Raw genomic sequence first — 19,234 nt, forward strand, 5'->3', positions numbered from 1 at the left:
TATTTCGGCCTGTGGCCGACCTTTGCAAAGAAATGTCAACAAAGGGTAATGACAATCAGGCGAACGCGAAGGTGGGATATTGGCATCCGACGACAGATGGCTGGAGCGGTTGCGGCTTGAGCTGGCCTGGTTCACCGGTCAGGCTGTGCTGCGCAGCCGCGGCGCCGGCGCGATCCTGCGCTTTCAACACGTGCGGCCGCGGCGGCGCGGCGCGTTTCAGCCGCTGCGTGAAAGCGAAATCAGTCCGCAATTCCTCGATCGCGCCATTCATGCGCTGAAGCGGTGGGGGTATGACTTCCTCGGCATGGACGATGTCTGCCGCCGCGCGGTGACGCTGCCGCAGAATCGGCGCTTCGTGGCGCTGACCTTCGACGGCGCCAACAAGGACCTCATCAGCTTCGCCTATCCGGTGCTGGCGCGCCACGCCGTGCCGTTCACGATCTATGTGCCCACCGCGTTTCCCGATGGAGTCGGCGAGGGCTGGTGGCTCGGGCTCGAGCGGATGATCGCGCGCGAGAGCCGCATCAACCTGATGATGGGCGAGAAAGAGCAACGTTTCACCGTCACGGGCAACGCCGAGAAGCAGGCGCTGTTTTCGTTCGTCGAGAGCTGGCTGCGCTCGTTGCCGCCGGCGGATTTGTCGGCCGCGATCGCCGATCTCTGCACGCGCTACCGGATCGACCTCGCTGCGCTCACGCGCGAAGCCTCGATGGATTGGGAGGATCTGGTAAAGCTTGCGGCGGATCCGCTGGTCACGGTCGGCAGCGCGACGGTGAACTATCCCGTTCTCGCGAACATGAAGGACGCCGCCGCGTTGCGCGAGATGACGATGGGCAAGGCGGTCGCGGAAGCGGCCTTCGACCGCGATATCAGGCATCTGGCCTTTCCGTTCGGCGATCGCTCGTCTTTCCGGCGCAGCCACGTCGTCATGGCGGAAGAGGCCGGCTTTGCCAGCGCCGTCTCGACCATCTCTGGCATCGTGGACGCGGAGGGGCGCACCAATCTGCACGCACTGCCGCGGATTTCCTGGGACGGCCGGATACAATCACTGCGCATGCTGCGCGTGCTGGTGTCCGGTGTTGCCTTCGCGCCGGTGAAACCGACCGGCAGCGTTACGAATTAAGATTTGACGCGATCCGGCCGCTGCATCCAACTCACGATCGGCATCGCCGGCAGCACCCAGCCCATGCCGACCACCACGTAGTAGATCGCCTGCCGCCAGCCGGACTCGGCGATCCACGGCATCTGCGCCAGCGCCATGCCGAGCAGGGCCCAGACAGTGGCCAGCACCAGGAGCAGGATGGCGCCGAGGAACTTGCGGGTGCGGATCGTCATGGCGGAATGCTGCGGCCTTCGCGTAACTTGCGCTGCGGGAGCGGGGGACTATAAGGGGCACGCAGTCCGGTTCAAGTCTCTTTGCAACAAGGCTTGGTTTTGCCCCTGAAATGACGACGATTTTCGCTCCGACCAACCCGCATCGCGCCGTGCGCTGGTGGTTGATTTCCGTGGCCGCCCTCATCGCGCTGATGGTGCTGGTCGGCGGCGCGACGCGGCTGACGGAATCCGGCCTCTCGATCGTCGAATGGAAGCCGGTCACGGGCAGCGTGCCGCCGCTGTCGGAGGCGCAGTGGACCGAGGCCTTCGAGGCCTACAAGAAGATCCCGCAATACCGCGAGCTCAACGCCGGCATGAGCCTGTCCGAGTTCAAGGAGATCTATTGGTGGGAATGGAGCCACCGCTTTCTCGGCCGCTTCATCGGCGTTGCCTATCTCTTGCCGTTCCTGTTCTTCCTGTGGCGCGGCGGCCTGTCGGGCGAGTTGAAACGGCGGCTGTGGCTGCTGTTCGCGCTTGGCGGACTCCAGGGCGCCGTCGGCTGGTGGATGGTGGCCTCGGGTCTCACGGAACGGGTCGAGGTTTCGCAATATCGGCTCGCGACGCATCTGATGCTCGCGCTGCTGATCTTTGCCGGCATCGTCTGGACGGTGCGGCGGCTCGCCGAGCGTCCGCAGATCGTTGCGCCCGCGCGGCTGAGATTCACGAGCGTGCTGCTACTCATCGTGACCTTCGTCCAGATCTATTTCGGCGCGCTGGTCGCGGGTCTGCGCGCCGGGCGTGCCTACAACACCTGGCCGCAGATCGACGGCGCGTTCATTCCCGCAGGCGACCGGCTCTGGTTCGAGACGCCGTGGTGGCGCAACATGTTCGACAACGTGCTGACGGTGCAGTTCGAGCACCGCATGACGGCCTATGCGCTGTTCGTGCTGGCGGCGCTGCACGCATTCGATGCGGTGCGTTCAAGCGCGGGCCGAGCTGCGAGCGGCGCGCTGTTGCTGCTGGGCGCGGTGGGCCTGCAGGCGGTGCTCGGCATCCTCACGCTGCTCAACCAGGTGCCGATCGATCTCGCGCTTTCGCACCAAGCGGTTGCGATCGTGGTGCTCACGCTTGCAGTGATGCAGGTGGAGCGGCTGGCCTCGCGACAATCTGCACAGGCGCAGCCGCGCGCGGTTCCGGTCGGTCAGGCCGGCTGATCAGGTCAGCAATAGCCGTAGACGCCGCACGCGTAGGGCAGGCGCCAGAAATAGCCGACCTGTGGTCCGCCGTAGTACGGGCCCTGATAATCGTAGCTCCAGGGCCGGCCATAATAGCCCGGCAAGGTGCTGGAGCCGGGCAGGAGCGGCGTGCCCGGCAGGTTGCGGATGTAGCTGCCGATGCCATAGGCCGGCGAGATCAGCGCATCCGGATCGGTCTCGACATAGACCTGTGGCGGGTCCTGCGGCGGCACGGCAGCGCGCCGTCTCGCTGTGGCCGGCAGATCGGCGGCAACGGCAGCTGAGACCGTCAGCATGGCGGCAAGGGCAGGCACCATCCAGCGCAGCATCGTCGGCTCCGAATCAAAGGGGCGATCCAAGGACGATGTATGCGGTAGATATGGTTAATGACTGTTAACGCGGGCTGTCATTCCGGGGCGAGGCAACGCCCCGGAATGACCAGGAAAGCTACGCCCCCAGCGCCTGCTCCAGATCGGCGATCAGATCTTCCTTGTCTTCGATGCCGATCGAGAGCCGCACCACGTCGGGGCCGGCGCCGGACTTCACCTTGGCGGCGTCGTCGAGCTGGCTGTGCGTCGTCGAGGCCGGGTGGATGACCAGCGAGCGGGTGTCGCCGACGTTGGCCAAGTGCGAGAACAGCTGCAGCTTCGACACCAGGCTGACGCCGGCGTCATAGCCGCCCTTCAGGCTGAAGGTGAACACGGCGCCTGCGCCCTTCGGCGCGTATTTGCGTGCAAGCTGGTTGTACTTGTCGCTTGCCAAGCCCGCATAGCTCACCGAGGCCACCGCCGGATGGCCGGCGAGGAATTCTGCAACGGCCTTGGCGTTGTCGCAGTGCTTCTGCATCCGCAGCGGCAGCGTCTCGATGCCGGTCAGGATCATGAAGGCGTTGAACGGCGACAGCGCGGGTCCGAGATCGCGCAGGCCCAGCACGCGGCAGGCGATCGCGAAAGCGAAATTGCCAAAGGTCTCCTGGAGGCGGATGCCGTGATATTCGGGCCGCGGCTCCGACAGCATCGGATATTTGCCGCCCGTGGACCAGTCGAACGTGCCGGCGTCGACGATGATGCCGCCGAGCGAATTGCCGTGGCCGCCCAGGAATTTCGTCAGCGAGTGCACGACGATGTCGGCGCCATGGTCGATCGGGCGGATCAGGTAGGGCGAGGCCAGCGTGTTGTCGACGATCAGCGGCACGCCCGCCTTGCGCGCCACCGTCGAGATCGCCTCGATGTCGGTGATGCTGCCGCCGGGATTGGCAATGGACTCGATGAAGATGGCCTTCGTGCGCGGCGTCACCGCGCGCTCGAAGCTTGCGATGTCATCGGAATCCGCCCACACCACGTTCCAGCCGAAGCTCTTGAACGCATGCGAGAACTGGTTGATCGAGCCGCCATAGAGCTTGCGCGCGGCGATGAATTCGTCGCCGGGCTGGAGCAATTGCTGCAGCACCACGACCTGTGCGGCGTGGCCCGAGGCGACCGCAAGCGCGGCGGTGCCGCCTTCGAGTGCGGCAACACGCTCTTCCAGCACCGCGTTGGTGGGATTGCCGATGCGGGTATAGATGTTGCCGAATGCCTGCAGGCCGAACAGCGAGGCGGCGTGGTCGGCGTCGTTGAAGACGAAAGAGGTGGTTTGATAAATCGGGGTCGCGCGCGCACCGGTGGTGGGATCGGGTTGTGCACCGGCATGCACGGCGAGGGTTGAAAATCCCGGAAGGCGATCGCTCATTGAGGGCGTCCTGTTCTTGTGATCTGAAATCGCGCGGCATGCTGATCGGCGACGCGCCCGCCGTCAAGGCGCCGCTTCACATCACGGCGCTACGATTGTCACGTTCGCGCAACGGAAGTTTATTGCGTCAGCTTTGCTCGGTCTTGTTCTTTGCAGCGCGATCGGAAGCTGCGGTGTCGCCGCCGCCGACACTCATCCGATTGAGGGATAGCTGCATGCCTTGCGTCGGCGCCGGCGGCCGTTTGGAGCTCAGCGTGCGTGAATTGACGCCCATCCAGGAAATCTCGGACGACAAGCGGCCATATTCGATCTTGGGGCAGCGGTTCATCACGACCTTGATCCCGGCGGCCTCGGCCTTCGCCGCGGCTGCGTCTTCGCGCGCGCCAAGCTGCATCCAGATCACCTTCGGCAGCGGATCGAGCGTGAGCGCTTCTTCGACCACCGGCATGATGTGGCTGGAGTTGCGAAAGATGTCGATCATGTCGACGGGGCGGCCGATGTCGGAGAGCGAGGCGACAAACGGCTTTCCGAGCAGATCCTTGCCGACATGGCCGGGATTGACCGGGATCATGTCATAGCCGCGCTGCGCCAGATATTTGAACGCAAAATAGCTCGGCCGCACATTGACGGGCGAGGCGCCGACCATCGCGATCGACTTCACGCTGTTGAGGATGCCGCGGATGTAATTGTCGGGATAGGCGTCGTGGTTCATCTTTTTCTTTCTCTGACCCTCATGGTGAGGAGCGCGGCCCGCGCGTCTCGAACCATGAGGCCACAGTCGGGCCTCCATCCTTCGAGACGCCGCGTTCCGCGGCTCCTCAGGATGAGGAGTTGACTATTCATCCCGCCATGTCGGCGTGCGCTTCTCGATGAACGCGCCGATGCCTTCCTCGGCGTCGCGCGCCATCATGTTCTCGGTCATCACCTCTGCCGCATAGCGATAGGCGTCCGCAAGGCTCATCTCGGCCTGGCGATAGAACGCCTCCTTGCCGAGCTTGACGGTGTAGGCCGACTTCAGCGCGACCTGTTCGGCGAGGGCAATTGCGGCCTCGCGCTCGGTGCCGGCCGCGACCACGCGGTTGATGAGCCCGATCTCGCGGGCGCGCGTGGCCGCGATCGGCTCGCCGGTCAGCAGCATTTCCATCGCCTGCTTGCGCGGCACGTTCCGCGACAGCGCCACCATCGGCGTGGAGCAGAACAGGCCGATATCGACGCCCGGCGTGGCGAAGCTCGCCGCTTCCGAGGCGATCGCGAGATCGCAGCTTGCCACGAGCTGGCAGCCGGCCGCGGTCGCAATGCCCTGGACGGCCGCGACCACGGGCTTCGGCAAATGCACGACCGCCTGCATCATCGCGCTGCAGGCGGTCATCATCTCGGCAAAGAAGGCGCGGCCGCGATCCGGGTCAGTGCGGCGCGCGGTCAGCTCCTTCATGTCGTGGCCGGCGGAGAAGGCGGGGCCGTTGGCGGCGATCACCACGCCGCGGACCGCCTTGTCGTCGCGGATCTCATTGAGCTCGGCATGCAGGCTTGCGATCATCGCCTGCGACAGGCTGTTGCGCGCGGCCGGACGGTTCAGCGTCAGGACCGCGATGGGGCCTATGGTCTCGCGCAGCAGGCTCGACGGTTGCGGGGAGGGGGCGCGGGCGGCCTGGGCGGACATCGAAGCGTTCCCGGTTGGATTCTTGCAATTGGATGACGCAGATAACTTAATGTAACAGGGGATGCGAAGCGAGGGTGAGGCGAAGCATGGCGTTAGCGAAAATGAGCGTGGCGGAGGTCGAGCAGTTTCTCCGTGACGAGTTTCCCCAGGCCTTCAGCGGCGATGACATCACGATCGAGAGCGCCGACGGCCAGACCTGCCTTTTGCGCCAGCGCTACAGCGAAAGGATGCTGCGGCCGGGTGGAACCGTGTCCGGCCCGACGCTGATGGCACTGGCGGATTTCGCGATGTACGTGGTGCTGCTGTCCGCGATCGGGCCGATCGGGCTCGCGGTCACCACCAATCTCAACATCAACTTCCTGCGTAAGGGGCTACCGGGACAGGACGTGCTCGCGGAAGCGCGGCTGCTCAAGCTCGGCAAGCGCCTGGCGGTCGGCGAGGTGAAGCTGCTGTCCGGCACGTCGCCCGATCCCATTGCCCATGTCACCTCGACCTATTCCATTCCAAATGTTTGAGCTTTTCGCAGGTAATATAGTACCATAATTTTAAGATATTGATTTTGCTATTGTAATTCCCGCTATGGGGCATTGACCGTTGCGCGTCTCTTCTCTAGAAAACCGCCCAGTCCGGCGCGGTGTTCGCGCCGATATCTCCCGTCCACGGAAACTCCGATATGAAAACCTTTTCGGCAAAGCCGGCTGAGGTGACGAAGAAGTGGGTACTGATCGACGCCAAGGGTCTGGTCGTCGGCCGTCTCGCAACCATCGTCGCCATGCGCCTGCGCGGCAAACACCTCCCGACCTACACCCCGCACGTTGATTGCGGCGACAACGTCATCATCATCAACGCGCAGCATGCGGTCCTCACCGGTCGCAAGCGCGAGCAGAAGACCTATTACAAGCACACCGGTTACGTCGGCCACGTCAAGGAGCGCACCGCGCGCCAGATCCTCGAGGGCAAGCATCCCGAGCGCGTGCTCGAGAAGGCCGTCGAGCGCATGATCCCGCGTGGTCCGCTCGGTCGCGTCCAGATGGGCAACCTCCGCGTCTATGGCGGCGCCGATCATCCTCACGAGGCCCAGACGCCCGAGAAGATCGACATCGCCAAGTTGAACCGCAAGAACACGAGGGCCGCATAACATGGCCGAATCCATCCAGTCGCTCGACCAGCTCTCGCAGCTCAAGACGGCGGCCGCGCCCGACGCGCCCAAGCACGAGAAGAAGGTCGACAAGTTCAACCGCGCCTACGCCACCGGCAAGCGCAAGGACGCGGTCGCCCGCGTCTGGATCAAGCCGGGCGCCGGCAAGGTCACGGTCAATTCGCGCGAGGTCGAGGTCTATTTCGCCCGTCCCGTGCTGCGCATGATGATCGAGCAGCCGTTCTCGGTGGCCGCGCGTTCCGGCCAGTACGACGTGATCTGCACGGTTGCCGGCGGTGGTCTGTCCGGCCAGGCCGGTGCCGTCCGTCACGGCATCTCCAAGGCGCTCACCTATTTCGAGCCGGAGCTGCGTACCGTGCTCAAGAAGGGCGGCTTCCTGACCCGCGACTCCCGCGTGGTCGAGCGCAAGAAGTACGGCAAGGCCAAGGCCCGCCGGTCCTTCCAGTTCTCGAAGCGTTAATCGCTTCGGTCACATTCGCCGCGAAAGCGGCTTCAATGAGATGCAAAAGGGCGCTGATTTCAGCGCCCTTTTTGTTGTTCGTTTGTATGCAAATTGATGACGTGTTTCCCGAAAACTTGGCCTCGCGTGAAAACCTGAATGGAACTCGCGGGACATAGCGTCGCATCTGGAAGGGCGCGCAAGTCGGCTGGGCCGATCGCGTAACTTGCTATGTCTAGAAGGGGGCCGACATGATGTCGCTCGATAGCATCACGCTCTATTTGGTCGCCACCATGGTTGCCGCACTGCTCGGCGCCATGATGGTGTTTTTCGGCAAGCAGGAGAACAGCCCCGCGCTGAAATGGTGGGGCACCGCGTATCTCCTCGGCGCAGCGTCCGTCGCGCTATGGACCGCGGCCGGCGACAAGCTCGGCCCGCATCTTTACCTTGCGCTGAACGCAGTCGGCTTCGTCGCCTGCGGCATGGTGTGGAATGCGGCGCGCGTCTTCCACGGCCGCAAGCCGAATTGGCCGGGTCTCCTTGTCGGCGCGCTGGCCTGGGCCGCCGCCGTGACGCTGCTTGATCCCGCCGCGTCCATGCTGCGCATGATCGTCGGCGCCGGCATCGTCTCGGTCTATGCGGCACTGACGGCGAGCGAGCTCTGGGTTGAGCGGCGCAAGAGCCTGCAACGGCGCTGGCCGGCCTTCGTGGTGCCGGTGATGCACGGCTGCGTGCTGATGCTGCCGATCGTGCTCGGCAGCTTCCTGCGTCCGAACGATGCCGGCTTCTCCAGCAGCATCTGGGTCACCGTGTTTGCGGTCGAGCTCATCCTTTATGCCGTCGGCACCGTGTTCGTGATCTTCATGCTGGTGTCGGAGCGCACGGTGACTGCGCACCGGACCGCCGCGTCCACCGATCCCCTGACCGGCATGCTCAACCGCCGCGGCTTCTCGGAAGCCTGCGGGCGCGTGATCGAGCGCGAAGCCAAGGCCGGCCGTCCCGTGACCGTGATGATCTTCGACATCGATCATTTCAAGTCGATCAACGACCGCTTCGGCCATCCTGCCGGCGACGAGATGCTGAAGCTGTTCTCGACCGTCGTCGTCAGCAACCTGCGCATGACCGACATGTCGGGCCGCATCGGCGGCGAGGAGTTCGCCGCCCTGCTGCCGTGTTCGCTGGAGGAGGGCGTGCTGGTTGCCGAGCGCGTGCGCGAGGCGTTCGAGACCTCCGGCGTCGTGGTCGATGAGGGCCCGGTCGACACCACCGTCAGCATCGGCGTTGCCGGCGGTCCGGCCGGCACCGAGCTCGAGGTGTTGCTGGCCTCGGCCGACACAGCGCTCTACCAGGCCAAGCGCGGCGGTCGTAACCGCGTCGAGGCGGCGGAGGAGCTGCCGCTGTCGCTGGAGAACTGGCGTCGCCAGAGCGCGGCGCGGGTTGGTGCGCCGCAGGCGCGTCCGGCCACCGCCTGAAGCCAAGAGGCGCCTCAAGAGGCGCCTTCGGTAATCCGCTGTTTACCATTCGATCCCTACCATTGCGGTCATGGAATCGATCCGTCGACAGAACCCGCAGGCTGCCCTGATGTCGCTCGAAGCCGCTGCGGCCTCGGCACGCGGCGGCTTCGCCTGCGTGTTCTCCACCGCGGATGAATACGAGCGCGCGCTGATCACCGAGCGCCGCGCGCAGGGGCGCTACACGCAAAGCCGTAGCTACTGGCCGCTCGCGCTGTTCATCGGTTGCGCGCTCATCGTGGCAGGCACCGCTCTGCTGTTGGCCTGAGAGCACGCATTTTTGACCGGTCAGGGCGCCGATTCGGTGCCTTTTTCTTCGTTGCGGTCTACGGTAGACACACCCATTAAACAAACAGGGTGGAAACCGATGATCACCGAGATCGCGCAAATCGACGTCAAGCCGGGCAGCGAGAAGGACTTTGAGGCGGCCGTCGCCAAGGCCAAGGCCGCCTTCGGCGGTTCGAAGGGCTTTCACGGCTTCGAGCTGCACAAGTCGATCGAGAAGCCGCAGCGCTACCGGCTGATGGTGAAGTGGGCGACGCTGGAGAACCACACCGTCGATTTCCGCGGCTCGGAGAATTTCACCGAATGGCGCGGCCTCGTCGGTCAGTACTTTGCTTCGCCCCCGGAGGTCGAGCACACCGAGACCGTGCTGACGACCTGAGCGACTTCACGACGCCTTACGCCGCCTCGTCGCTTGAGCATGATCTTTTCGGAAAACCGCTGCGCACTTTTCCGGATCATGCTGCCAGGGGCGGCGCCTCATACGTCTTGAAGTGGTCGATCATGACCTTGGCGATGGCGACCAGTGGCAGCGCCAGCGCCAGGCCCCAGATGCCGAACACGACGCCGAGCAGGATCTGGAACGCGAACAGCGTGGCCGGCGGGATGTCGAGCGCCTGCCGCTGCAGGATCGGCGTCAGCACATAGCTCTCCATCGCGTGCACGCCCATGAAGAGGAGGAAGGCCGACAGCGCCGGAATCCAGCCCGAGGCGAGGCTCGCGAGCACCACGACGACGCCGGCAATGATGGCGCCGACGGTCGGAATGAAGGCGAGCAGGCCCGCCTGAATCCCCAGGATGAACGAGCCGGGGATGCCGATGATGGCAAGCCCGATCCAGGTCACGATGCCAACAGCGATCATCACGACGATCTGCGCGATCAGCCAGCGTTCCAGCGTCTCGCTGATGCCGTCGATGATCAGGGTGACGCGGGTGCGATGCCTCGCCGGCGCCAGGAACAACAGGCCGTCGTGGTAGACGCCGGGCTGGGCGGCGAAGGACAGCCCCAGGAACAGCACGATGAAGATGTTTCCCACGCCGTGGATGGTGCCGAGCAGGAGCTTGAAGGTCTGGCTCACGATCGCGCCACCGCTGGAGGCCAGCGCGCCGGCGCCGGGCAAGGAACCGCGCGGGGGTGCTGCTGGCGAGGGTGTCGAGTCCGATGGTGGATTGGCCGAAGCGTCAGATGCAGCGCTGCCGAGATCGAAGAAGCTGGTGTCGATCCCGTGGTTGTCCAGGAAGGTCTTCACGTTGCCGATCTGCGACTTGATGGTCTTGCTCAGCAGCGAGGCCTGCTCGGCGATGGTGGCGCCGCCGAGATAGGCGACGCCTGCGAGCAGCACCGCAAGCACGACGCAGACGATCGCGAGCCGGACCGGATGCGGCAGGTGCACGCGGCGGCCGAGCGCGTTGGTCAGTGCGTTGAGGCCGACGCCGAGCAGCATGCCGGTGAAGATCAGCAGCAGCGTGGTCGCAAAATACCAGGTGAAGACCAGCATCGCCGTGAACAGCACGACGCCGATACCGCCGACCGAAATTGCCCAAGCCAGATCGGTGCGGGTCGTGGGGCGTTGGTCTGCGAGGATGGTCACATCATGTCCTTTTCGGCGGCTGCGGGCGGGGCACTCTTTCGACAAACGCGCTTTCGATCAAGACCGCGTCAACGCGCTGGTTTGACGCTGTCGCGCGAACGGTGCAGAGCGACGAGGAGAAAACAGGTGGGGGGCGCTTGAGTTTCATCAGCAAATGGGCCGGTCTGCTGGGGCTTCTGGCCGTGATCGTGATCGGTGACCAGATCCGGATCAACCGGCCCGGCCACAAATACCGCCTCACGGTTGAGGTGACGACGCCTGACGGGATCAAGACGGGGTCCGGTGTTCTCGCCGTGGTGCCTGACCGCAACTATAACCGCGGCGGCCGCACCACGATGCGCGGGGAGGCCGTGTTCGTCGATCTCGGCCAAGACGGCGGCAAAGGCAAGAACCTGGTGGCATTGCTGGCGCATCAGCAGGGCGGCAAGCTCGACCTCGACGACATCAACTATGTCGCGCTCCGTGCCTATGGCGCCGCGCGCGGCAACCGCGTCTCGTTCAACGACATCAGCCGGCAGGCCGGCATTGTCCCGGTGCAGGGGGAGCTGGTCCCCGTGCTCGTGAGCTTTAGCGATCCCAAAGACCCCAAGACCGCGCGCCTTGTCGCCGGCGACCATGCGGATACGGTTCTGGGCGACGGCTACGCCGTCCGCGGCCTCACCGCCGAGGTGGTACCCAACGGGTTTTGGCCGATCGATTTCGGCGGGGTGCTCGGGGAGCCCGTGACGCGCGGAATCGAGGCGAAATTGCCCTGGCTGGCCACGCCGGGCGACGTGGCGGCAACCGCGCTGAAGGCCGCCGGCCTGCCCGTCGTGGGGACAACCGAGGCCCGGGAGGCATTTGCGCGAAAATAGCATTGCCGTCCCGCGATCCCTTCTGTTGAATTTGTTCCATCCCGAGGGCATGTTTGGAGAATCTTCTTACGCGGGAGGTCGGAACGGGAGATGAGAAAGCCGGTCGTCGGCGTGATCGGGAACGCCCATCGCGTCGAAAATCGATTTCAGGTCCAGATGGTCGGCGAGCGCAATTTGCGCGCTGTGGCCGAGGTTTCCGGCGGCCTGCCGATGATGTTTGCGGGAGCGCCCGACATCACCGATATCGGCGCGCTGCTCGATGTGGTCGACGGGATCGTGCTCACCGGCGCCCGCGCCAACGTCCATCCGACCCGTTTCAATGTCGATCCGTGCGAGCGGCACGAGCCCTACGACATCCACCGCGACGAGGTGGCGCTGGCGCTGTCGGTCGCCTGCGTGTCCCGCGGCATTCCGCTGTTCGGCATCTGCCGGGGCCTGCAGGAGATGAACGTCGCCTTCGGCGGCTCGCTGCATCCGGAGATCCGCGAGATCCCCGGCCGCATGAACCACCGCATGCCCAGGCTCGAGAACGGCGAGATTCATCCCGATCCGACCGTGGTGTTCGCCGACCGTCACGACGTCGACCTCACGCCGGGCGGCGCGTTCGCAAAACTGCTCGGCTGCGAGAAGATCAGGGTCAATTCGCTGCATGGCCAGGGCATTCTCGATCCCGGCAAGCGCGTGCTGATCGAGGGCGTCGCCGAGGACGGCACCATCGAGGCGATCCGCATCGCGGAAGCCCCGACCTTCGCGCTCGGCGTACAATGGCACGCCGAATACGACCCGCAGCGCAATCCGATCAACCGCAAGCTGTTCGAGGCGTTCGGCGAGGCGATGGTTGTGCGCCAGCGCGCGGCGGCGTAGCAAGAAGCTCGCTCGCAGCCCTCGACTGAACGGCGCCTTGGTTTCGCGGCTTACGCCGTCTGCACCATCCGTCTTGCGCGATAGGCCTGCGGCGACATCAGGGTTAGCTTGCGAAACGCCTTGCGAAAGCTGCTCTCGTCCTCATAGCCGGCCGTGCGTGCGATGGTCTTGATCGGCTGCGCCGTCGTCTCCAGCAGCGTGCGCGCGTGCTCGACGCGGCGACGCATGATGAAGGCTTGCGGCGGCTCGCGCGTGAGCTCCTGGAACTTCCGGTTCAGCGTGCGCTCGCTGAGGCCGAGCGCATCGGCGAGGCGCTGGACCGTCATCGGGCTCTTGCCGGTGCGCCGAACCAGCAGGTCGGCCCTGGTCAGCAGCGGGTCCTGCGACAGCAAATAGCCGATGGGCATGAAGATCGATTGGGTGCGTTGCGCGGTGTCGATGACGACGTAGTCCGCGCAGAGCTTTGCAATCTCCTTGCCGTCGACCATCTCGATCAGCCTGAGCAGGAGGTCGACCCACGACATTGGTCCGGCCGCGCAGACGATGCGGTCCGCGACGGTGATGACGGCGTCGGCAGCGAGGTCGATGGTGGGATGGCGCTGCCGCAGCTCGCCTTGCAGCCACCAGGTGATGGTGGCGCGGCGGTGGTCGAGCAGGCCGCTGCCTGCAAGCAGGAACACGCCGCTGCAGAATGCGCCGATCAGCCGGCCGCTCGCATGCTGCTGCCGAAGCCAGGCGCCGGCGCGGGCATATTGCGGTTGCAGGCGTTCCGCCGTGACGTGATCGACGAGGTTGCCGGGGACGAGGATCGCGTCGAAGCGACCGCGTTTGCCGACCGCGCCATCGACGGCGACCATCTGGCCGCCGCCGGCGCGCACCGGCTTGCCGTCGAGCGAAAGCACCTCCCAGGCGAAGCGCGTTTTCGCACCGCTCTGCTGCATCACGTGATTGGCGAGCGACAGGATGTCGGCGACCCCGGCGATCGCCGAATGCATGCAGCCTTCCAGCGCCAGAATTGCGAGCTTCATGAGACCTCCAGGACAGGCGCGGCGATCCTAGCCGATCGGCGCGGGGCTGCGTGGCGGAAATTGCCCGATCTCTGTCTCATCCGCCACTGCCTTGCCGGCGCTGTCAGGTCCAGTCTCGTGCCGTCGTCACACGACATCATTGGAGAGAGACATGCCTTACGTCACCATTTCCACCGTCCGCGGCATCCTGGATGCCGGGCAAAAGAAGACCCTGCTCGAACGCGTCACCGATCTCCTGGTCGAGGTCGAAGGGCAGGGCAACCCGGATTTCCGCCGCAACGTCTGGGTCAGGATCGAGGAGCAGGAGCCGGCGCACTGGTCGCTGGGCGGCATGCAGCCGACGCCTGAGATCATCGCCGGCATGTTCGGCACGATCGGCGCGGATGGCGTGCGGGTCCGACGGCCGTAGCAGCGCAGCGTGCGCGGGCGGACCAGCCCAAGGCATGGTTCGCCACCGCCCTGTGCTCAATCGATCTGCGGGGCGATTTCCATTGCATCGCACAATCACGACCATGGCCTGCACGCGGCCGCATTGAGGTTCGCAAGACGCCCACCATATGTTCTGCAAGGGAGCCCTGCCGTGCAGACCATGAAGGCGGCCCTCGTTGCGGCGATTGGCGTCGTGGCTTTGATCTGCTGCCTCCTTCCCAGCTCAGCGGAGGAGAACGGCCGTCTTGCATTGATCGTTTCGATCGACGGAGCCATAGGCCCTGCGTCGGCCAGCTACGTGAAGGAGGCTTTGGCCAAGGCAAGCGAACGGCGTGCCGAGGTCGTGCTCCTGAGACTGAACACGCCCGGCGGCCTCAATTCCAGCATGCGCGAGATCATCGCGGATGTGCTGGCCTCGCCGATCCCTGTCGTCGGTTACGTCGCTCCCTCCGGCGCCCACGCGGCGAGCGCGGGGACCTATATCCTTTATGCGACCCACATCGCGGCGATGGCGCCGGGCACCAATATTGGCGCCGCGACGCCGGTGCAGATCGGCGGGCCGCTGCCGGGTCTTCCGAGCGGACCGGCGGACAAGGGCGGCAAGGACAAGAAGGACGGTGACCAGCAGAGCGAGTCCAAGGATCAGCCCAAGGATGCCATGACGGCAAAGGCGACCAATGATGCGGTTGCCTTCATCCGCAGCCTTGCGGAGCTGCGCAACCGCAATGTGGACTGGGCGGAGAAGGCGGTCCGTGAGGCTGCCACGCTCTCTGCGAACGCCGCGCTAGAGGCTCATGCCATCGATCTCGTCGCGCGCGATCAGGCTGAATTGCTGAGGCAGATCGATGGTCGCGTGGTCGAGGTCGCAGGCGGCAAGACGCAACGCCTGGTGACAAAGGATGCCGTCGTTGAAGCCATCGATCCCGGACCGATATCCCGCTTCCTGGCGGTGATCACCGATCCGAACGTGGCGTTCATTCTCCTGATGGTCGGCATCTACGGCTTGATCTTCGAGTTCATGTCTCCTGGAGCCGTCGCCCCCGGAGTCGTCGGCGCGATCTGCCTGCTGATCGGCCTCTATGCGCTCAATCTGCTGCCGATCAATTATGCCGGCCTCGCCCTGATGTTGGTTGGACTCGTGCTTCTCACCATCGAAGCCTTCAACCCGACCGTGGTAATCGGGCTCGGAGGGATCATCGCGTTCGTGCTGGGAGCGCTGATGCTTTTCAGGGGCGAGGCGCCGGGCTACCACCTGTCGTGGTGGGTGATCGGCATCACCGCAGCAGTGTTCGCCGGCTTTGCGCTCGTCGTGCTCGGTTCGCTTCGGCGCGTCGGCAGGGCTCCTGCACTGGTCGGCGCGCAGGCCATGCGAGGCTTGCCCGCCGAGGTTCTCGACTGGAATGGGAACGAAGGTCATGTCTTCGCCCATGGTGAGCGCTGGCAGGCGCGCGGCGCCGAAACGTTCAAGCCTGGAGAGACGGTCGAAGTCGCCAACATCGTCGACCTGACGCTGCTGATACGGCGCGCACCAACAGGCGAGGGAGGTACATCATGATGCTGGAATATCTGACCTATGCGGCGCTCGCGTTGCTTGTCATCATGTTCCTGTCCCAGGCTATTCGAATCCTGCGCGAGTACGAGCGTGGCGTCATCTTTACGCTCGGCCGCTTTACCGGCGTGAAGGGCCCGGGCCTCATCATCCTCATTCCGATCGTGCAGCAACTGGTGAAGGTGGATCTGCGGGTGATGGTGCAGGTCGTGCCGCCGCAGGACGTGATTTCGCGGGACAACGTCTCCGTCAAGGTCAACGCCGTTCTGTACTTCCGCATCGTCGACCCCGAACGGGCCATCATCAAGGTCGGCGACTACATGGCCGCGACCAGCCAGCTCGCCCAGACCACCTTGCGCTCGGTGCTCGGCAAGCACGAGCTCGACGAGATGCTCGCCGAGCGCGACAGGTTGAACGCGGACATCCAGGAGATCCTCGACAAGCAGACCGACGTCTGGGGCATCAAGGTCACCGGCATCGAGATCAAGGACGTCGATCTCAATGAAACCATGGTGCGCGCGATTGCTAAACAGGCCGAGGCGGAGCGGTTGCGGCGGGCCAAGGTGATCAATGCGATGGGCGAGCAGCAGGCTGCCGAAAAGCTCGTCGAGGCCGGCCGGATTCTCGCGCAGGAGCCTCAGGCGATGCAACTACGTTATTTCGCGGCCCTGCACGACATCGCGGGCGAACGGTCGTCGACCATCGTCTTTCCGCTGCCGACGGGCCTGCTCGACCATTTTGTGCCGCGGCGCGACAACCCGTAGCCATCAGCGGCAGGATGACCCATCTTCGGCCCAAATGGAGGTGTCGAATATTGCTCCCAACTTAAACGGGAGGAGAATTCGATGATGAAGCATGCCGCCAGACCAGCAAGCCGCCGCCGAAATCGGACATTGATGCTCACCGTCCCGCTGGTCGCCCTCGCACTTTGGTCGTGGGGGATCGATGCGGCGCAGGCCGCAGAGCCGGGCAAGGACGCGACGGCGGCTAGCCTGCCGCGCATTCTCGTGCTTGCGACGGGAGGTACCATCGCAGGCCAGGCCGACGCGCGCGCGACCGGCGCGTACAAATCCGGCCAGATCACCGGGGAGCAGTTGATGCAGTCGGTACCGGGCCTGGACAAGCTCGCGAAGCTGAACGCTGAGCAGATTTCGTCGATCGGATCCCAGGACATGAACGACAAGGTCTGGTTTGCCCTGGCCCGCCGCATCCAAGACGCCTTCGACAAGAATGAAGCCGATGGAATCCTCATCACCCACGGCACGGATACGCTCGAGGAGACCGCGTTCTTTCTCGACAATGTCGTGCGCGGCGACAAGCCGGTGGTGATCGTCGGTTCGATGCGTCCGGCCACGGCGGTGAGTGCGGACGGCCCCGGCAATCTGTACGAAGCGGTGCAGGTGGCGGCCGATCCGCGCTCTCGCGGCCGCGGCGTGATGGCCGTGCTGAACGACAAGATCCAAAGCGCCCGCTCGATCACCAAGACCAACACCACGAGCATCGAGACGTTCAGCTCCCCCAATGACGGCCCGATCGGCTATGTCGACACCGCCGGCGGCATCCGTTTCATGACCCAGGCCGCCGGCAAGCGCACGACCTATCCGCTCCCGGCGGGCGAGCAATTGCCGCGCGTCGAGATCGTCTACTCGCATGCCAACATGGACGCCGTTCCGATCGAGGACGCCATTTCGCACGGCGCCAAGGGCATCGTGCTGGCCGGCGTCGGCGACGGCAACACGTCGAAGCAGGCCCTCGATGCGCTCGAAGCGGCGGCGAAGAAGGGCGTCATCGTCGTCCGCTCGACGCGGGTCCGATCCGGCTTCGTCACCCGGAATGTCGAGGTTGACGACGACAAGAACGGGTTCGTCGTGTCCGAGGACCTCAATCCGCAGAAGGCCCGTGTTCTCACTCAATTGCTGATCGCGGGCGGGGTTACGGCTCCGGCCGAGCTCCAGCGCGCCTTCACTGCAACGTGGTGATTGGGCGCGTCGTGTCCTGCAGGGTGGGTTAGCGTAATCCACCCTGCGACTCCCCAAAACGAAAAGGCGCTCCTCGCGGAGCGCCTTTTGCTTGTCGCAGAGAGTTTGGGCCGCTTAGCCCGAATAGTACATGTCGAACTCGACCGGGTGCGGGGTCATTTCGAAGCGCTCGACCTCGGTCATCTTCAGCTCGATGTAGCTGTCGATGAAGTCGTCGTCGAACACGCCGCCGTTCTTGAGGAAGCCGCGGTCCTTGTCGAGGTTTTCGAGCGCCTCGCGGAGCGAGCCGCACACCGTCGGGATCTGCTTCAGCTCTTCCTTCGGCAGGTCGTAGAGGTCCTTGTCCATCGCCGGACCCGGATCGATCTTGTTCTTGATGCCGTCGAGGCCGGCCATCAGCATCGCGGCGAAGCCGAGATAGGGATTGGCGAGCGGATCGGGGAAGCGCACCTCGACACGCTTGGCCTTCGGCGAAGCGGTGTAGGGGATGCGGCAGGAGGCCGAGCGGTTGCGCGCGGAGTAGGCGAGCAGCACGGGAGCCTCATAGCCCGGGACCAGACGCTTGTAGGAGTTGGTCGACGGGTTGGTGAAGGCGTTGATCGCCTTGGCGTGCTTGATGATGCCGCCGATGTAGTGAAGGCAGGTCTCCGACAGGTCGGCGTACTTGTTGCCGGCGAACACCGGCTTGCCGTCCTTCCAGATCGACTGGTGCACGTGCATGCCCGAGCCGTTGTCGCCATAGACCGGCTTCGGCATGAAGGTGGCGGTCTTGCCGTAGATGTGCGCGACCTGGTGGATGCAGTACTTGTAGATCTGCATGTGGTCGGCCATCAGCGTCAGCGTGTCGAACTTCATGCCGAGCTCGTGCTGGGCGGACGCGACTTCGTGGTGATGCTTCTCGACCTTGACGCCCATCTTGGCCATGGCGCCGAGCATTTCGGAGCGCATGTCCTGCACGGAGTCCTGCGGCGGCACCGGGAAGTAGCCGCCCTTGGTGCGGACGCGGTGGCCGAGATTGCCGCCTTCATATTCGGTGTCGGAGTTGGTCGGCAGCTCCGAGGAGTCGAGACGGAAGCCGGTGTTGTAGGGGTTGGCGGAGAAGCGCACGTCGTCGAACACGAAGAACTCGGCTTCGGGGCCGACGAACACGCTGTCGCCCACGCCCATCGACTTCACCATGGCCTCGGCCTTCTTGGCGATGCCGCGGGGGTCGCGGTTGTAGGGCTCGCCGGTGGTCGGCTCGAGCACGTCGCAGGTGATGACCATGGTGGTCTCGGCGAAGAACGGGTCGATCGTCGCGGTCACCGGATCCGGCATCAGGCACATGTCGGACTCGTTGATCGCCTTCCAGCCGGCGATCGAGGAGCCGTCGAACATCGTCCCTTCGGCGAAAATGTCCTCATCGATCATGCTGATGTCGAACGTCACGTGCTGCCACTTGCCGCGCGGATCGGTGAAGCGCAGGTCGACGTATTTGACGTCGTTGTCCTTGATCGATTTCAGGACGTCTTTGGCGGTCTTCATGCATACCCCTTTTGGCTCTGCGGGTCGGTTTCCAGGTGAGCAAGATTGTTCTCGCTTTTGGCGAGTTCGCGCGCGAGCGCACAAACA

22 protein-coding genes are annotated in these 19,234 nt (G+C 64.6%); 14 read left to right on the forward strand and 8 right to left on the reverse strand.

Annotated features, from left to right (window positions below):
- Positions 1-79: 79 nt before the first annotated feature.
- Positions 80-1,123 carry a polysaccharide deacetylase family protein gene (locus AB4Z51_RS21150; protein ID WP_135215982.1) on the forward strand — a complete coding sequence of 348 codons (1,044 nt, stop codon included), beginning with the start codon at positions 80-82 and terminating at the stop codon, positions 1,121-1,123.
- Here the strand turns inward: AB4Z51_RS21150 and AB4Z51_RS21155 are convergent.
- Positions 1,120-1,335: a DUF2842 domain-containing protein gene (locus AB4Z51_RS21155; protein WP_014494810.1), complete on the reverse strand. Its 216-nt coding sequence runs from the start codon at positions 1,333-1,335 to the stop codon at positions 1,120-1,122. The genes AB4Z51_RS21150 and AB4Z51_RS21155 overlap by 4 nt on opposite strands.
- 110 nt (positions 1,336-1,445) lie before the next feature.
- Between AB4Z51_RS21155 and AB4Z51_RS21160 the strand changes: the two genes are divergently transcribed.
- Positions 1,446-2,528 carry a COX15/CtaA family protein gene (locus tag AB4Z51_RS21160; protein WP_135215983.1) on the forward strand — a complete coding sequence of 361 codons (1,083 nt, stop codon included), beginning with the start codon at positions 1,446-1,448 and terminating at the stop codon, positions 2,526-2,528.
- A gap of 5 nt (positions 2,529-2,533) precedes the next feature.
- Here AB4Z51_RS21160 and AB4Z51_RS21165 read toward each other — a convergent pair whose 3' ends face one another.
- The 4 genes from AB4Z51_RS21165 to AB4Z51_RS21180 all read right to left on the reverse strand — a co-directional run bounded on the left by AB4Z51_RS21165 (position 2,534) and on the right by AB4Z51_RS21180 (position 5,937).
- Positions 2,534-2,878: a hypothetical protein gene (locus AB4Z51_RS21165; protein WP_063982941.1), complete on the reverse strand. Its 345-nt coding sequence runs from the start codon at positions 2,876-2,878 to the stop codon at positions 2,534-2,536.
- Positions 2,879-2,996: 118 nt separating this feature from the next.
- A complete protein-coding gene (locus tag AB4Z51_RS21170) occupies positions 2,997-4,277 on the reverse strand; it encodes an O-acetylhomoserine aminocarboxypropyltransferase (RefSeq protein WP_028149015.1) in 1,281 nt (426 codons plus the stop codon).
- 127 nt (positions 4,278-4,404) lie between these two features.
- The gene (locus tag AB4Z51_RS21175) at positions 4,405-4,989 is read right to left on the reverse strand and encodes a CoA-binding protein (protein ID WP_135215985.1); all 585 of its coding nucleotides are present in this window, start codon (positions 4,987-4,989) and stop codon (positions 4,405-4,407) included.
- 123 nt (positions 4,990-5,112) lie between these two features.
- Positions 5,113-5,937: an enoyl-CoA hydratase gene (locus AB4Z51_RS21180; protein WP_135215986.1), complete on the reverse strand. Its 825-nt coding sequence runs from the start codon at positions 5,935-5,937 to the stop codon at positions 5,113-5,115.
- An 86-nt stretch (positions 5,938-6,023) separates the two neighbouring features.
- On the opposite strand from AB4Z51_RS21180, the gene AB4Z51_RS21185 reads away from it, so the two are divergent.
- The 6 genes from AB4Z51_RS21185 (at position 6,024) to AB4Z51_RS21210 (ending at position 9,710) form a co-directional block, all read left to right on the forward strand.
- Entirely contained in the window at positions 6,024-6,452 is a 429-nt protein-coding gene (locus tag AB4Z51_RS21185) for a PaaI family thioesterase (protein WP_135215987.1), read from the forward strand.
- 158 nt (positions 6,453-6,610) lie between these two features.
- Entirely contained in the window at positions 6,611-7,075 is a 465-nt protein-coding gene (rplM, locus tag AB4Z51_RS21190; RefSeq protein WP_008137961.1) for a 50S ribosomal protein L13, read from the forward strand.
- Position 7,076: 1 nt separating this feature from the next.
- Complete coding sequence (rpsI, locus tag AB4Z51_RS21195; protein ID WP_007611021.1) at positions 7,077-7,556, forward strand: 30S ribosomal protein S9; 480 nt, start codon at positions 7,077-7,079, stop codon at positions 7,554-7,556.
- A gap of 230 nt (positions 7,557-7,786) precedes the next feature.
- Entirely contained in the window at positions 7,787-9,007 is a 1,221-nt protein-coding gene (locus tag AB4Z51_RS21200; RefSeq protein WP_135215988.1) for a GGDEF domain-containing protein, read from the forward strand.
- 70 nt (positions 9,008-9,077) lie between these two features.
- Complete coding sequence (locus tag AB4Z51_RS21205; protein WP_028149020.1) at positions 9,078-9,314, forward strand: hypothetical protein; 237 nt, start codon at positions 9,078-9,080, stop codon at positions 9,312-9,314.
- Positions 9,315-9,413: 99 nt separating this feature from the next.
- Entirely contained in the window at positions 9,414-9,710 is a 297-nt protein-coding gene (locus AB4Z51_RS21210; RefSeq protein WP_028155908.1) for an antibiotic biosynthesis monooxygenase family protein, read from the forward strand.
- Between the two features lie 76 nt (positions 9,711-9,786).
- Here AB4Z51_RS21210 and AB4Z51_RS21215 read toward each other — a convergent pair whose 3' ends face one another.
- On the reverse strand, positions 9,787-10,920 hold the full coding sequence (locus AB4Z51_RS21215; RefSeq protein ID WP_135215989.1) for an AI-2E family transporter: 1,134 nt from the start codon (positions 10,918-10,920) through the stop codon (positions 9,787-9,789).
- 101 nt (positions 10,921-11,021) lie between these two features.
- On the opposite strand from AB4Z51_RS21215, the gene AB4Z51_RS21220 reads away from it, so the two are divergent.
- Complete coding sequence (locus AB4Z51_RS21220; protein WP_441497902.1) at positions 11,022-11,774, forward strand: hypothetical protein; 753 nt, start codon at positions 11,022-11,024, stop codon at positions 11,772-11,774.
- Between the two features lie 90 nt (positions 11,775-11,864).
- The gene (locus tag AB4Z51_RS21225) at positions 11,865-12,638 is read left to right on the forward strand and encodes a gamma-glutamyl-gamma-aminobutyrate hydrolase family protein (protein WP_071913319.1); all 774 of its coding nucleotides are present in this window, start codon (positions 11,865-11,867) and stop codon (positions 12,636-12,638) included.
- A gap of 50 nt (positions 12,639-12,688) precedes the next feature.
- On the opposite strand, the gene AB4Z51_RS21230 is transcribed toward AB4Z51_RS21225, so the two are convergent.
- Positions 12,689-13,666, reverse strand: coding sequence for a GlxA family transcriptional regulator (locus AB4Z51_RS21230; RefSeq protein WP_441497903.1), 978 nt, complete (start codon positions 13,664-13,666; stop codon positions 12,689-12,691).
- 151 nt (positions 13,667-13,817) lie between these two features.
- Between AB4Z51_RS21230 and AB4Z51_RS21235 the strand changes: the two genes are divergently transcribed.
- The 4 genes from AB4Z51_RS21235 (at position 13,818) to AB4Z51_RS21250 (ending at position 17,623) form a co-directional block, all read left to right on the forward strand.
- Positions 13,818-14,075 (forward strand): tautomerase family protein, encoded by a 258-nt coding sequence (locus AB4Z51_RS21235; RefSeq protein ID WP_071913326.1) that lies wholly within the window; start codon positions 13,818-13,820, stop codon positions 14,073-14,075.
- A gap of 171 nt (positions 14,076-14,246) precedes the next feature.
- Positions 14,247-15,650 (forward strand): NfeD family protein, encoded by a 1,404-nt coding sequence (locus AB4Z51_RS21240; protein ID WP_085400722.1) that lies wholly within the window; start codon positions 14,247-14,249, stop codon positions 15,648-15,650.
- Positions 15,647-16,408, forward strand: coding sequence for a slipin family protein (locus tag AB4Z51_RS21245; RefSeq protein ID WP_063982951.1), 762 nt, complete (start codon positions 15,647-15,649; stop codon positions 16,406-16,408). Before AB4Z51_RS21240 ends, AB4Z51_RS21245 begins: the two co-directional genes overlap by 4 nt.
- 81 nt (positions 16,409-16,489) lie before the next feature.
- On the forward strand, positions 16,490-17,623 hold the full coding sequence (locus tag AB4Z51_RS21250) for an asparaginase (RefSeq protein WP_135215991.1): 1,134 nt from the start codon (positions 16,490-16,492) through the stop codon (positions 17,621-17,623).
- Positions 17,624-17,737: 114 nt separating this feature from the next.
- Here AB4Z51_RS21250 and glnA read toward each other — a convergent pair whose 3' ends face one another.
- Entirely contained in the window at positions 17,738-19,147 is a 1,410-nt protein-coding gene (gene glnA / locus AB4Z51_RS21255; protein WP_063982953.1) for a type I glutamate--ammonia ligase, read from the reverse strand.
- Positions 19,148-19,234 lie beyond the last annotated feature (87 nt).

The organism is Bradyrhizobium sp. 2TAF36 (assembly GCF_052114925.1).
GTDB classification, from domain to species: domain Bacteria; phylum Pseudomonadota; class Alphaproteobacteria; order Rhizobiales; family Xanthobacteraceae; genus Bradyrhizobium; species Bradyrhizobium barranii.